This is a genomic window from Providencia sp. 21OH12SH02B-Prov (assembly GCF_027362595.1).
Taxonomy (GTDB): domain Bacteria; phylum Pseudomonadota; class Gammaproteobacteria; order Enterobacterales; family Enterobacteriaceae; genus Providencia; species Providencia zhejiangensis.
On sequence record NZ_CP114796.1, the window covers coordinates 43,868 to 58,840 of the forward strand.

Genomic DNA, 14,973 nt, shown 5'->3' on the forward strand with positions numbered 1-14,973 from the left:
TCAGTGCTGGCCTAGTGCTTGTACGCTTTCAACCAGATCGGCGAGTTGGGCAACAACTCGATCACCAACATCGGCATTATCTCCACCAAGTGCTTTATTGCGCATGAAGTCTTTCTTGATTTGTTGCCAACGCGCAGCTTCTTGTTCAGTGAGCCTACCTCTGATCTCGGCTAGTTTGAGTAAATTCTCTTCAGCCCCTGTCGTGAGTAATTGCGCTTCACCTAGGTAGTGATCATCTAATAAACGCTCAAGTTCTTCCTCATTCATAACGGATGAAACTTTTTCAGCTAATTTATTCATGTTGCGATAGCTACCTTGTAGGCGGAAGGCGGGTTCAGTTCGATATTTATCGGATTGCGCAGCACTCGCGATATATTGCTGATTTACTTTAAGCACGATATCCCGCAAGGTGATTAGATGCTTAATCACTGCAACGATCTCACTGATTTCTGCATCTGAATAAGGGTAGTTTAACGCATTGGTGGAGATTGATTTCCCCATAGCCTTATCTACGAGCAGGTAGAGATCATTCAGGTCACGTAAGGCAAGTGGAGCCAATACTGAATTTGAAGTTAAACTGTTTTCAATGTAGCTTAATGCAAAGGCATCATCCATGCCACCAAGGACTTCCCCTAAATTATAGATATCAGCTCGGTTTGCAAGCATATCAGGTATGCGGAACACTTCACCGGATTCTGTATAGGGGTTACCCGCCATAACAACACAGAATTTTTTCCCGCGCATATCATATGTTTTGGTTTTTCCTTTCCAAACCCCTTCAATGCGTCTTGTGCCATCACATAAAGAAATAAATTTCTGTAAGAACTCTGGATGGGTATGCTGAATATCATCAACATACAGCATGACATTATTGCCCATTTCTAAGGCTAAATTGAGTTTTTCTAGCTCTTGTCTTGCGGTTGCATTGGGAGCTTGTTCAGGGTCGAGCGATAACACTTCATGACCTAATGCAGGGCCGTTAATTTTCATGAAAATTAGGCCTAGACGGTCAGCAACATACTCCATGAGCGTCGTTTTTCCGTAGCCCGGCGGGGAGATCATTAAAAGTAGGCCCATCAAGTCGGTACGTTTGCCCTCACCGAGAGCACCGATTTGTTTTGCCATATTGTCGCCGATAATGGGTAAATAGACATCATTAATGAGCTTATTGCGTACAAAAGAGCTTAACGGGCGTGCTTTGAATTCATGCAACTTCAAACGACGACGTTCATCAATAACAATGCGTTGGCGTAGGGCTTGGTACTCACGGAATGCCGGTATAAATTGCTTTCTCTGCTGACGCATGCGACTGAAATAGTTATCTAAGCTCAATGACAGCGTTTGGTTCTCAATCATTGGATGCTCGCCAAGCAAACCACTCACTTTGAAATAGAGATCCGCCTCACTATAACGTGCAGAAGCGACCTTATCTAAGATAATAATGGCGATTGCGCCAGGAATATAAGGCGTGAGATGGGCAAATTCTGAATTTGAGCATAACCCTTTTAACCAATTTTGAATCAAGGCCCAGCGCTGAGCATAGCGATCTGAAAGGTTCTGTTGTGAACGATTAAAATCGATCCACATATGTGCTTCTTCTAATCGACTCTGTAAGGCGACGACTAAGTCACGTGCATATTTACTGTAAACTAACTCGATAGGGGTGCGCGCTAAAGCAAAACTGAGATACTCTGCTGCCTGAGTTTGTTGATAGCTTTCACATGCGATAGGGTGTTCTTGTAGAAAGAGGCTAATATCAGCCTCAATTTCAGCTTGTAAATCCAGTAACGCATCATCATTGTGAAATAATTGCTGAATATTCATCGCTGTTCTGGCACGTTCTGGCCACAGTGCTGGGTAATCATGAGATTGCATTTTTTCCCAGAAAATCGCCGCAATTGCTCGCGATGTTGGGTTATAACGCAGTAAATCGGCACTTTCACCAACCGGAATTAACTTTTTCAAAATCGCTATAGCGTCATGATCATGAATTCCCTTTTCGTAACCTTCTTTATAGCGGGGAGCTGCGAAGTCACGGACAATTTTTTCTAGTTTCTCTGGTACAGATAACGCTGACTTGAGACTATTATAGTCGAGTCCATCTTGGCGTTTGCTTGCTGCATAGATAATTGAATAGGCAAGATATTCAGCTCTGTACACATTATCCGATTCAGATTCAAGCATTGCAGTCCAATAAGGCTGCAATTTGGATAACTGTGGATTATCTATCGGTTCTTGGAAATCTGTTCCTGTGAGATACAACCAAAGCTGGTTATCTTTAGGTAAAATGGTTAAATCAAGCTCTTGGGTATTAACGCTAAAGCGATGGCGAGGCCCTAATTTAATGACATTACCGCCATCTTCAAATATATCTGTTTTATCTCTCAGTGTACGAATTGCTTGGTCACGTGCGGCCTTCAATTTAGCATCAATATCGTCAGCCTTGACGTTATCGTTGATTTCTCTCAGTTTTTCAATGATTTCGCGGGTTTTTGCTGCTAATGGATCAGAAGCAAAAAAGGCATTGAGTTCATCTTGTGACTGCAAGCGTGAAGTACGACGCTGTAGACTTTCTAATAAACGCTCTGCTGCGGTTTGTAAATTTTGTGAACGGCGCTGGCGTTCATCCAGTAGCGTTTGCTTGTGTGATTCAAAGGTTTCTAACAACTCTTCGCGTTTAGAGAGAATATCATCGAGAAATTGATCATGATGACTGAATTGGCTTTCTAATTCCTCTAACTGCACTAATAATCGTGACAATTGGTCATCACAACGTTCAGGATCTGTAGAAAGAGAGAGCGCGTTGGTAATACCTTGGCTGAATAAGCGGAATTGTGCGCCGAATTGGGCGACCGTTTCAACACTGCTTTGGGATTTACGTTTTTGTTGTAAGCGAGCGCGAGACTGATTTAATTGAGCATAAATTTGTGAAATAGCATCAATAATATGGGTTTGCTGGGTCACATCGTCAAATTTTAGAGAGGCCATTAAGTTCGATAGCATATCCAAGTCGGCAGACATTTTTTCCATGCCATTCATTGGGATATCTAACTGAGCGCTATTTTGGGCGTTCTCCACCTGTTCTTCAAACGTAGCGAGTTGCGTTTTAAACGGTTGTAGCGCTTTGTCACTGGCTAGGAACGTCGCTGTCGATTGGGAAACATATTGTTGCGCTTCGGTGATTTCCTCTTCCATTTGTGCGAGCTTTGCTAAATCCATATAACGGAATTCGCGTAGAGAAATCAGATGACCACGCTGTGCACTCAGTGCATTTAACCCATCAACAAACTGTTGAATATCATCCCAGCTTTCAGGAAGGGTTAAAGAAATCAACGATTTTTGTCGACTAACCGCTTCGCTCATCGATTTTGCGGACTGTTGGCGGATACTCTCGACTTTTTCATACTCATCTAAAACCAATTCGCTAGTTTGCGTGATCTCTTTGAGTAATTTACCAATACCTAAACACGGTTCGTCATTGAACCAATAATAGATATCCAGCAAGTTTTTGGGCTGCTGGCTCAGTTGTTCGTAACGGGTAACGGAAACTTGATTACCTTCAATTTCTTTGGCGATATGTAAGATTTCTGAAATACCGCGCACAAGGTCAGCATTACCAATGCGGCCAAAAAAGCCACTACGTGGAGGTTGTTGATCTGCAAATTCTTCGGAATAAAACGGTGTTTGCCAGACTTGCATAGGATGAACACGAGTGGCTTCATCTCCTTCACCTTCAAATAACACCATTTTTCCATCTTCAAGCATGGCATAACCATGCCCGATCAGCGGAATAGCCAGTTTTCGCTCAATCAAGTTGTAGTTAAATAAGGCAATGCGGCCTTGATTTGGTGAATAAAACACATAGAGAACATCTTCACCATTGGGGGAGCGACGTAAACGGGGAAAGCGCATGCCATCCATGGGTTGGTCAAAGGTTTTGTATTCACCATTTTGTAGATAATAGCCACCAGGGAAAATAATGCCGTGATCTTCAGGTAACTGCACACATGCTTGGCCAATAGCATCAATCCGTTGAACGGTTTGAGTGAGCGTGTTGTAAACGAGATAGCGCCAACTTTCTTCCCGATAAGGTAATATCTTTAATAAGATAAGGCTGCCAGTTTGAGCATATTCAATCTGCGCATCATCGAGGGATTGGTTTTTATCTAAAACCGCTTCTCGATAAATTCCGAGACCATCTTCCGTGTTATTTTCACACTTAATCGTGAGATCACCCCCGATAGTTTCGACGAAGACGGTATCTAAAATATTAATATGTGGAAATCGGCCATTTACCGTATTTTCACGCGTGGTTTTAACCCATTCGAAATCATAGGCTGGAGGTAGTGCGATATCACGTTCACCTCGGTTATCGATATAGTCGATTTTGCTTTTATCACTGGAGATAGACCAGCGGAAGACCCTGACATCGGTGATACGATCGCCAATTTGGAAACTAGCTAACAGTTTTCCATCACGCTCGACGAGCTGTAGCAGTTGGGTATTTTTGTAGTAGGTATATAACTCGGTAAAGTCTTGGGTAAAGCGAGGATCACTCAGGAATGTCCCTTCATAAGGGGCTTCTTCAACATCAAATTCACCGTGGTTATCGATTAGCCGATACAGTGAAAACACATCTTCAATGTGGGTTTCTTTTTTGAGACCTAAGAAGACGTTATAACCAAACAGAAGCCATTCACCGACACGAACAATATCCCTTGCTTGGCAATTGTTTTCTGTGCGAATACGGATACGACCAATAATATCCATTTGGCTTTGGCCGAACTCTTGCAAACGACTGTCATTGAGCTGCACTGCTTTTTGATGAAGCTGTTGCCCTTGCTCGGTGAGGCGTTTGCGTAATATTTCATATGCGCCACCTTGTGCAACCGCGCTATCCAGTATTTCCTGCTCGTGATCTGTTTCCTGAATTGACATGTATCGCTGATTTCCTTGGCTATAACAAAAACACAAGACATATACAGGTGATACTTCAAGCCAATATAAGGTTGATGTATTTGTATTTAGTGGCCCAAGTCACTTAAATGTCTAAGTTCTTGGGCTACCTTTTACATCGACATCAACAACATGACTTGTTACCTAAAGGATATAGTATATGCCTTTGAATTATCATCTTAATTAGAGTTGATTATCGCTTTGGTTTTCAGGTTTTGCTGTGACAGTTTTTACCTGTTGACCTGCACCTTTTGCAGCCATAAACCCATTTATCAGATCTTGAACCTCTGGGTTTTTTAGCAAAGCGGCGATGTCGATTTTTTTATCGTCTTTACGGTTGATCAGCTTTTCGACACTCTCCTTCGCAAAACTGCTTTTATCCATAAAGCCATCAACGGCTTTGCCTAAGCTAAGTGCTTTAGAGAAGGTATTAAAGAAGCTACCATCTCCGCCAACAATTTCGATATTTGTCTTGGTTAAGGCTGCTGCCAGTACATCGGCTTGTTCGCGAGCAATTTCTTTATTTGCGGCAATTGAAGCCATAGATTGTTCAAACTCTTTCTCAAGACGCATACGGAATTCTTCGTGGGCGCGAGCTGTATCACTGAGGTGATCCATAGATTGGAACTTATCCGTCAAGCCATCAGCTTCTGCTTTTAGACGCTGACGAATGACTTCGGCTTGTGCAGCACCTAATTGGCCTTCACCGCGAGCTTGTGCGGCCAGTTTTTCTTCAAGTACTTTTGCATCCGCCAGACCTAATTTCTCTTTCGCATTCGCTTGTTGCTCTTCACCACGCGCTTGCGCTGTTAATTTCTCTTCAAGGATTTTCGCTTCAGCAAAGCCCTGTTGTTGCTCTGCTAGCGCCATCGCCTCCCTCACTTGCGCTTCTGTTAAGCCTTTTTCTTTTAAGCCTCTCGCTTCGGCAAGGAGTTTTTCTGCTGTGATGTTAGCTTGTACTAACCCTTCTTTTTCTTCCGCTTCTGCCGCCGCTTGACGTACTCGTGCTTCGGCTAAGCCTAATGCTGCATGTTCTGCTTCAATCCCTTCTGCTAAGCGTTTTTTGGCTTCTGCTTGTTTTGCTGAGGCTTCAAGCTCGGCTTGAGCCATGGTACTGATCTCTTCAGCTTTGTGTTTAGCACTTGCCTCGTCGGCTTCCGCTTTCTTCACTTGACGTACTAAGGATTCTTCCGCTTCTGCTTGAGCGTTAATGACAGTGACTTGTCTTAAACGATCGGCTTCTGAAATTTCACGAACTTCTTTAATACGCTCTTCTTCTTGAGCAACACTTTTTTCTACCACCACACGTTCGCGAATGACATTAGAAATATTTTTGCGTTCTTCTTCTAATGCTTTTTCTTTTTCAATGCGTTGTAGTTCAACTTCACGTTCGCGAGCAACAATTTCGAGGTCACGAGCGCGTTTGACTCGCTCTTCTTCGATAGTGACAGCACGGGTACGGTTTTGTTGAGCAACTTCAACTTCACGCATACGGTTTTCTTCACGGATTTCAATTTCTTGTTGAGTTTGAATCCGTGCTTGTTCTGCTTTTAAGCGTTCTTCTTCTTGTACACGTAATGTTTCAGCTTGTTCACGCGCTCGAATATTTTCAATTTCACGTTTTTGACGGGCTTCTGCATCGGCTTGTTGACGCTCAAGTGCTAAGCTAGCTTCGCGGGTTTCCACATTTTTCTTTTGAATTGCCAGTTCTTGGTCACGTTCTTTCTGGTTCGTTTCAATATTATGGATTGCGGTAATTTCAGTGATTTTACGAATACCTTCGGAGTCGAAAATATTATTTGGATCGAGCGCTGCTTTTGGTGTTTGCTCTAAATAGTCGATGGCAACGTCTTCAAGCGCATAGCCATTGAGATCTTTACCGATAACATCAACAATACGATCACGGAAGTTTTGTCTATCTTCAAAAAGTTTAGACAACTCAAACTGCTTACCAACCGTTTTGAGTGCTTCTGAGAATTTAGCACTAAATAAGGTGCTTACGGCTTGATGGTCAGAAGCACGGTCAACACCAATCGCCTTAGCAACTTTAAGTACATCTTCCGTTGTTTCATTTACACGTAAATAAAAGGCAACGGTAATATCAGCACGTAAATTATCTTGGCAAATCAAGCCATCTTTCCCACGGCGATCCACTTCTAAAGTTAAGAGAGATATTCTCATAAACTCTTTTTTGTAGATAACGGGGTAAACTAAAGCACCAGTAAAGTGAACTTTTGGCTGTGACGACATGTCGTTAACAATCAGCGCTGTTCCTTGTGGAACTTTGATATAGAAGGCTTTAAATAGCCCAAAAAATCCAAGTATGACTACGATGATGCCCCCGACAATGGTCAAAAAGGGCATTAGTTCAGCCAATTCCATATTTTCTCTCCATGGGTTTCGATAATGTCGTCGTTAACTAATTACAGTATTGTTGATTATTAGCGGCGGAATTCTTCTTCAGTCACCACATCATAAGTGTGTGACTCAGCGTCATAGCGAATAATGACAACGCGGTCACCGCGCTTTATGTTTTCGGTTGAAGCGGCGCGAATTTGTAAGATCAAACCGGCACCACCATCTTCTAAAATAGCCTCTCCTCGATGCTCAGTTACATCACCGGAACGTACTGTTGCAAGCTTGCCTATTAATTGGTTTACGCTTTTTGGGGAAGAGGATTTAGCTAATTTTTCACGTAATGGTTTTAGACATAAGGCAGTAAGATGAATTGAAATAAAGGCCGTGACCAATAACACGACGAAACCCACGAGGTAGCGTAGCAGGGTAATATCAATAAATCGGATAAACCAATGAACACTAAAATAGCTCAGTAGCCAACCAAATAGTGTAAATAGAGTGAGAATAATGGTGACTGGAATGCCTGCTAGCCCTAATTTTGTCAGCCATCCTGCAAAGCCTGTGGCATCAAAACCTCCGCTATCTACCGATGTATCGACATTAAATAAATCAATATCTAACAACCCAAAAGCAGCACAAACCCAATAAAACATGACAATAATCAGTAACCCGCTAAAAAGAACAGCGGGGAAGGCCAGACAGTTTTGTAGAAACAAACTCATAGTTGTTCTCGCTATAATATTTAGAGTTGTAACTTGGTGATGACTATAACCTTTAATTTGATCATATTAGATTTAATGATTATCAATATAGGACTAGTCTTTATTATCTGGCTGATTTTTATGAGTTATTCATGAAGTATTTTCAATTTCATTAATGACTGATAAAAACAGGCTAGATAAAGGTCATTTTGCCATTAATTGTTAATAAAAGATAATGAATCATAACAGCAATGTGTAAGATTATATTATAATTTATTGAAGCGATAAGATTAAAAGAGTCTGAAAAATTAATTAATACAATAATGTTATTTTTTTGATTATATTTTTTCTAGCGATAAACAATGAAATGATTATTAAAAGGAAAAAAGTGAGATTAGCGGTGTGCTATGGACTCAAAAAACCAGTAAACCGATCCATTTTCATGGTTAACTAGACATTCGCCAATTCACATCAAGCATTGCTATTTTTACCTACAATTTGCCAATAGACCGATGGTGATCTTTCACTTAATTCGTATTATGAAAATAGTTCACCTATACGCCGCTATCAGTAGGTCATCACTGGGTCAGATTTACTTGATATCTCTGACATCTTCTATCGGAGTATCGTTGATAAAATAGCGATAAATGGCTGAACGATGAAAAAACGCCTCGTTCAGCCAAAATATCACTAACATCGGTATAGCTCTGAGATATTGAATCATCGTTACGTATACACCAAAAGGTGATAGAGGGCGCAAAATACTTCCATTTGAAATCATTCAGTGACATGGTTATTCTCCTCAGTAATGAGCAATAACGTCACATTAATGCACTTTTGCAATAAACTCCGTTGATCCCTAAATCTTAAAGTGACAATCTTAATTCCTTCACTTTTACAAATGATGTTTCGGTTTGCACTTTAACAACTGACATCGAATTATATTGTTCATAGTCGTATGGTTGTATACTTATGCTAAAGATATTATTTAGCGTTTTATAATCCGACAATAATCCAAATAGATAGACTTGAAAGTTGACTTCAATATTAAAAAAGCCAATCACATCATTTTTAAATTCATTTAGTTCGCTAATTTCAGGATCTCCAAAGAAAACTTCAGGTGTTGACATGATGTCTTCTATAGTATGAACACAGTCTTTCAGGACACTTATTTGTAACAATAGACCATTAATGATATTAGATGAATCAAGTTGCATTTTAGATAATGCTTCACGAGAACTCGATATGTCATTCATATTTATAAAATTGGATATTGATTTAAGTTCGTTAATCCAATTTTGGATTTGAGCTGATGAAAGCTCAATAATTTTTTCACATATAAGCATTGAGTTATTAATTGAGACAATTATTTTTTGGGCATAGAAGGGCAAGTTCCATTGTGCATTATTGTACTTGCCTATTATACCTAGATAATTAAACATTAGGCTTTTATAACTTAAAATGTTCATGTTTTTCACCATATGATTGAGTTAATTTTACTTCATGTTATTAACTTCCACTGCTATTTTCAGTGCTTACTTTTAATTAACATTAATTAAATCATAAGTATACTTTGTAGGGTTAATGACATATTCAATACCACTCATTTGTGATTTAATTATATCAGTATCTTTTAAGACGATCTTAACTTGGTTATTCGCACTTGATAAGAATAACTCTCTAACCTTATCACCACTGATAATCCCCATATTTAGATCATTAATAAGGCTCTCTATATCATTAGAGAGAAAACCCCATGCATTTGACATATCAAGTGAAGATTGAGCTGCTTGTGATATACAAACTGCCAGTTGTGCATTTCCAGCTGAACATGCTTGAGCGACTCTAACCTCATTTTTCAAATTAGCATCCTCAACTAATAAGATCTCTTTTAATTTAAGGTCACCCTTAAGTTTTAATGTGGCACCTGTAATACCAGCAACACCCGTTGCTATTGCCACTCCCCCACCTATCACCATGGTAATTGTTGCGCCTCCGGTAAAAAAGGAACTTGCAATCCCGACAACAATCGATATAAGCCCTCCCACAATACTTATCGCACCAAGTGTTATACCTACCTCATCAACAGCTATTTGTGTTTGTATATCGATTAATTTATTTCTATTTTGAGCTAGCGCACCGTTATCACCCAGTATAGCGGCGTTTAATTTATCAACAACACTATAGAAGCTCGATACACTGTTATCTAACTTATGACTAAATTGTGACAAAAGCGTGCTAGTGATATGCGCCTCACTTGCATATGTTTTTGATTGATCTCTAATCGCACTTAAAATATTTAACCAATCAGAAATACTTGTTCCCGCTGGAACTTGGGTTGCTATTGAATTATGCATGGTATAGTAAGCACTAATGCTAGAAATATTACTAATTATCATTGGTTGTATAGTATCAAGATAATAATTTGAATTTTCTTTTGCTATGCCTAATGCAGAATTGACATCTTGCTGTAAGTTAATTAATGATGGATTATTAGTGAAATTAACAAATGGCTGTTGCAGAACGGATCGGCAACTACTTTGTACAATCAAGTCAGAGCTGGATTGTTTTTTATTTGCATTATTGATGACTAAAGGTGATTGACTAAAGTTCATGATATACCTCATTGATTAAATGTGATGCTTTATTTCATATGATTTAATTAATCAGATGAAACAGAAAGCTTATTTAAATAATATCGGAGTTATCTTTTGCCATTATAATCACAGTCACTAATCAATTGATATTTTGAAAATATCTGATAAGTGATGTTATATATTTAAAGACTAAAAGGACTGGTTTATCTGATAACCGATAAGTTCTGCTAAGGCCACTAATAATTTTAATGAGCCCTAGCAATAATAAACATATAGTTCATATTTAATTTAATCATGAATTATAATTATTTTTTTGTGATGAAGTTGGCAAAAAACTTAACAATCATTTATTCATGGTTATTTTGCTTTATTTATAATTAAAAATGAGTAAGAGACGGTCGTGTGTTCTAATCAAACAATTAATAAAATAGTGATGTAGTTAGTCATGTTTTATTGTTTAATCGTTAGGGCATTTTAAATGGTTGTTCCCTCATATGTGGATGATAACGCCTCTTTTTTATTAATATAACGAACTATTATCAATTTATTAAATGGCGATGACTTATGGCGTTATTTGATTATTTAAGCTAAATTTCGCCTGATTAAAAATGAGGCGATATTATAATTAACTGTATGTTTAAGTTATTCATAGGGATTAACGTCAACGAACTCAATCATTAATTTAAATTTATTTATTGGGATTAACACGAAAAAAATCAATAAAAACAGTATGTAACATTAATGTTTGAGGTTTAATTAAAAACCAATACATCATTTTTAACGGTGACAATAATCAATTGATAAAGAAGATGAGATTGCCATTAATGAATATTTAATCAATCTATCTATTGATAGATTTGGAATATTTGTTTAGGCGCTGTTAAAAATAACAAGGCCAAATGTGAATGGGTGAATCTCTTTTTGAACATTAAAATGGGGTGTTTTACGGTATTTTGGTTCCCGATCTCGCTATTTAAAAAACTGAAACAACGAAAAGAGACACGATGTATTTAGCGCTGCTTCAGTTTTTTTAGTATAAGAAAAATAGGCTATTTTTGAATATCATTAATCGCGTAAGTTTAAACAAGCAGCGCCTCTTGCTCCCCCTGAATCGCCATATCGCGCCTTTTCAATCGCAGGCAGATTAGCGATGCCATATAAGTATTGTGGAAGTACATCGGGTAATAACTGATAAATACCATCAAATTGAGATAAGCCACCACCAATCACGACTAAATCAGGATCAAGAACCGTTAATACTTGGCCTAAAAACATACCTAATAGATCAATATAACGTTCAACATGCTGTTTAGCGGCAACATCACCTTGCTGATAAAGCTGAATGATTTCGATGGCTGATTTTTTTTCACCAGTAAAAGAAGCATAAATTCGCTCAAAACCTGGGCCGGACAAATAGGTTTCAAAGCAAGCCTTCTTTCCACAACCACAAGTTATTTCAGGAACACTATCACCGAGGCGTCGAGCGCCTTGCAGTGAAATATTCATATGACCAATTTCACCTGCAATACCATTTTTTCCTGAAAGTACTTTACCTTGCGTAACGAAACCACCACCAACACCGGTGCCTAATATTAGGCCGAGTACGGTAGGATAACGAGTGAAATCGGGGGCCCAAGCTTCTGAAAGTGCAAAGCAATTAGCATCATTTTCGACTTTGACTGGGCGCTGTAAGGTATTCGCTAAGTCCTGTATCAAAGGTTGGTACTGCGCTGCGGGAACGTTAGTGGTAAACACCGTTCCTTTGGCATGATTCACAATACCTGGCACGCCGACGCCTATTTTTCCATGACAAGCAAATTTTGCATCGGCCTCTTCAGTAAGACTTTGGAAGACATGTAAAAGAGCTTGATAATCTTCTTTAGGTGTCGGCACACGTTTTTGCCAAATAGGGTTGAGTGACTCATCAAACACAGCAAGTTCAATTTTAGTACCGCCCATATCAAAGCCGTAATACATTTTGTTATCCCTTTGTGGTTAATTCATCATTAATACTACTGTATCTATTTGATAAATAATAAATGAATAGTGTGTGTTTGCCTAATTATACAAAAGTTCTTGATAGGGGGAATTAGCGTTTTGATCTTTATTTTTTACGGGGATTGAAATGCTAGGTGCGATGGATATGCTCATTTCTCTACGGTGAATGTGGAAGAGGCATGTTCGAATCCACCGTTTTCTCGCTTACCCATCAATGATGTTCTTCTTGTATGGACATACGTCATCACCAATAAGCCAAAAAGAACGATTTCTCTCGATTGAACTTTATTTGTTGTTAGCTGAATAACTTCATATTCTCCGTCGGTAACCCTATTAAGCAACTCACTGCTGCATTAACAGGATAAATACTCAATATGCAAAATAAAGAAGACGGTTTATCTGTGACTATTTTCTAATTAAAACAAGTAGTTGATTCGTTGATGCGTTTTCTTTTTCACAAAAAGGTTGCATCATCATTTTAAATTTAATATTGTTATATTATAACATAACAAATGGTGTATTAAGATGAAAGACGGTATCCATCCACAATATCGAACTGTTGTATTTCACGACACAAGTGCTGATGCCTATTTTAAAGTAGGTTCGACGATTAAAACGGAAAAAGTCATTGAATTTGAAGGAGAAACCTATCCTTATGTCACGCTGGATGTCTCTTCACAATCACATCCGTTTTATACAGGTAAACAAAAAATGATTTCACAAGAAGGGAAAACGGCACAGTTCCAAAAACGTTTTGCTCGCTTCTTGTCAAAAGAGGAAAAATAATCATGAAGGTGTTGAGTTCATTAAAAACGGCGAAACAGCGCCATCCTGATTGTCAAATCGTACGTCGACGTGGCCGTGTCTATGTTATTTGTAAAACCAACCCACGTTTTAAAGCTGTCCAAGGTTGTAAGAAAAAACGCTGATTTGCCTTAAATGCCAGGGATGTTCACAACGGAATAAATCATCAATACGTTAATAAATTGGCGTAAAAGTCGATGGGAAATTTGAATAATGTGTTTATGGAAGAACAGTGAGTGGCTATTGAACTTGCTTCCGTTTTCCTGAACCATCGCGCAGTCCTGTGCCGCGATGGTTATTTTTTATCGATTAAAGGGGCTATATTGACTCTATCGTTGCAGTTTTCAAACTTGATTGGGCTGATATTCTTAGTAATATCATACTGATAAGACCTGCCGCTAATAAAATGATCAACAGCATATGCATGGACTGTACGCCAATCCAACCCATAATCCAGATATAAAGAGAAGCAAAGCTCAGTTGTGAAATACCGAGAATAGAACTGGCGATACCCGCTTTCCTTGAATAGGGTGAGAGCGCTTGGCTCATAATAATGCCAAATAACATTGAAAAGCCTACACCGCAAAAACCAAACACAACAAATAGCAGCGCAATATGTTCAATGCCTGATAAGTAGGACAGCAAAATCAGCGCATTGACTAAAAATAAACTGAGGGCAGTATAAATAAGAGATTGGCTCTTAAATAAAGAAATCAGCTTTGGCATGGAAAATGATGTTGCCATGCTCAGCATCGCCAGTAGTGTCATTGCCGTAGAAAATTGCCCCGTTGTAAAGCCTAAGTTACCCATCAAAATGATTGGGGAGACATTAACATAGGTTAAAATCACCGCAATACCGAAACAGGAAATGATCAAGCGAGTCAAAAAGAAGCTATTAAGAAAACGTTCCTCTGTGGCGGAGGTTGCTAGCGTGTCATTGTGCTGATTTTTATTGATGACCGGTTTGGTTTCTTTGATACCGATAAGGCAAAACAAAATACTGACGACCGCGTAGGCAGCCATAAAGTAAAACATCACTGACCAGTGGTAAAAGAGTAAAATGGCAAAACCGATAACAGGGGCAAGTACTGGCGCAATGCAAGTAATCCCATTCATCATCGCGAGTACCTTAGTACGTACTCTTGCCGATAATACATCGCGTAATATGGCGAAGGTGACTACATAGCAGAATCCCGCCCCAATTCCCTGTAAAAAACGAGCAATCAAAAAGAAATTAGCGGTAGTGGATGTGCCAGCCATGATGGATGAGGCCGCAAATATCATGGCACCCACCAGAACAACAGGTTTACGCCCAATATGATCGGCGCACCAGCCAGCAATTAACATTGTTGATGCCATCCCCGCGAGATAAATAGAGAAGGCCATATGCAACTGGCTTTCAGTTGCTTGTAGGTCTGCGGCGATGAGCGGAATACCTGTTAGATGCAGGTCGACACCTAAAGGATAAATTAACACTATCCAGAAACTAAAAAGAACATATTTGATCATAGGGCAAAGAGTATCCTGAGAAAAGCAGGTGGGGATTTTAATCAAAAGTG

9 protein-coding genes are annotated in these 14,973 nt (G+C 39.2%); 2 read left to right on the forward strand and 7 right to left on the reverse strand.

Annotated features, from left to right (window positions below; genetic code table 11):
* The 6 genes from O7C57_RS00205 to nagK form a co-directional block, all read right to left on the reverse strand.
* Entirely contained in the window at positions 1–4,938 is a 4,938-nt protein-coding gene (locus O7C57_RS00205; protein WP_269723485.1) for a DNA repair ATPase, read from the reverse strand.
* Between the two features lie 201 nt (positions 4,939–5,139).
* Complete coding sequence (locus O7C57_RS00210) at positions 5,140–7,338, reverse strand: hypothetical protein (RefSeq protein ID WP_154622058.1); 2,199 nt, start codon at positions 7,336–7,338, stop codon at positions 5,140–5,142.
* Positions 7,339–7,397: 59 nt separating this feature from the next.
* On the reverse strand, positions 7,398–8,036 hold the full coding sequence (locus O7C57_RS00215; RefSeq protein ID WP_269723486.1) for an OB-fold-containig protein: 639 nt from the start codon (positions 8,034–8,036) through the stop codon (positions 7,398–7,400).
* Between the two features lie 845 nt (positions 8,037–8,881).
* Positions 8,882–9,484, reverse strand: a complete 603-nt coding sequence (locus tag O7C57_RS00220) for a hypothetical protein (protein ID WP_269723487.1) — start codon at positions 9,482–9,484, stop codon at positions 8,882–8,884.
* A gap of 72 nt (positions 9,485–9,556) precedes the next feature.
* The gene (locus O7C57_RS00225; RefSeq protein WP_230085790.1) at positions 9,557–10,630 is read right to left on the reverse strand and encodes an HBL/NHE enterotoxin family protein; all 1,074 of its coding nucleotides are present in this window, start codon (positions 10,628–10,630) and stop codon (positions 9,557–9,559) included.
* A gap of 1,047 nt (positions 10,631–11,677) precedes the next feature.
* Entirely contained in the window at positions 11,678–12,589 is a 912-nt protein-coding gene (gene nagK, locus O7C57_RS00230) for an N-acetylglucosamine kinase (RefSeq protein ID WP_154623491.1), read from the reverse strand.
* A 546-nt stretch (positions 12,590–13,135) separates the two neighbouring features.
* Between nagK and O7C57_RS00235 the strand changes: the two genes are divergently transcribed.
* Positions 13,136–13,396 carry a type B 50S ribosomal protein L31 gene (locus tag O7C57_RS00235; RefSeq protein ID WP_154623492.1) on the forward strand — a complete coding sequence of 87 codons (261 nt, stop codon included), beginning with the start codon at positions 13,136–13,138 and terminating at the stop codon, positions 13,394–13,396.
* 2 nt (positions 13,397–13,398) lie between these two features.
* Entirely contained in the window at positions 13,399–13,539 is a 141-nt protein-coding gene (gene ykgO / locus O7C57_RS00240; RefSeq protein ID WP_154623493.1) for a type B 50S ribosomal protein L36, read from the forward strand.
* Positions 13,540–13,732: 193 nt separating this feature from the next.
* Here ykgO and O7C57_RS00245 read toward each other — a convergent pair whose 3' ends face one another.
* The gene (locus O7C57_RS00245) at positions 13,733–14,923 is read right to left on the reverse strand and encodes an MdtL family multidrug efflux MFS transporter (RefSeq protein ID WP_251464819.1); all 1,191 of its coding nucleotides are present in this window, start codon (positions 14,921–14,923) and stop codon (positions 13,733–13,735) included.
* Between the last annotated feature and the right edge of the window lie 50 nt (positions 14,924–14,973).

Excerpts from the sequence above, each read along its gene's own strand:
- O7C57_RS00205 (WP_269723485.1), bottom strand. The coding sequence starts at position 4,938 with ATGTCAATTCAGGAAACAGATCACGAGCAGGAAATACTGGATAGCGCG.
- O7C57_RS00210 (WP_154622058.1), bottom strand. The coding sequence starts at position 7,338 with ATGGAATTGGCTGAACTAATGCCCTTTTTGACCATTGTCGGGGGCATC.
- O7C57_RS00215 (WP_269723486.1), bottom strand. The coding sequence starts at position 8,036 with ATGAGTTTGTTTCTACAAAACTGTCTGGCCTTCCCCGCTGTTCTTTTT.
- O7C57_RS00220 (WP_269723487.1), bottom strand. The coding sequence starts at position 9,484 with ATGAACATTTTAAGTTATAAAAGCCTAATGTTTAATTATCTAGGTATA.
- O7C57_RS00225 (WP_230085790.1), bottom strand. The coding sequence starts at position 10,630 with ATGAACTTTAGTCAATCACCTTTAGTCATCAATAATGCAAATAAAAAA.
- nagK (WP_154623491.1), bottom strand. The coding sequence starts at position 12,589 with ATGTATTACGGCTTTGATATGGGCGGTACTAAAATTGAACTTGCTGTG.
- O7C57_RS00235 (WP_154623492.1), top strand. The coding sequence starts at position 13,136 with ATGAAAGACGGTATCCATCCACAATATCGAACTGTTGTATTTCACGAC.
- ykgO (WP_154623493.1), top strand. The coding sequence starts at position 13,399 with ATGAAGGTGTTGAGTTCATTAAAAACGGCGAAACAGCGCCATCCTGAT.
- O7C57_RS00245 (WP_251464819.1), bottom strand. The coding sequence starts at position 14,923 with ATGATCAAATATGTTCTTTTTAGTTTCTGGATAGTGTTAATTTATCCT.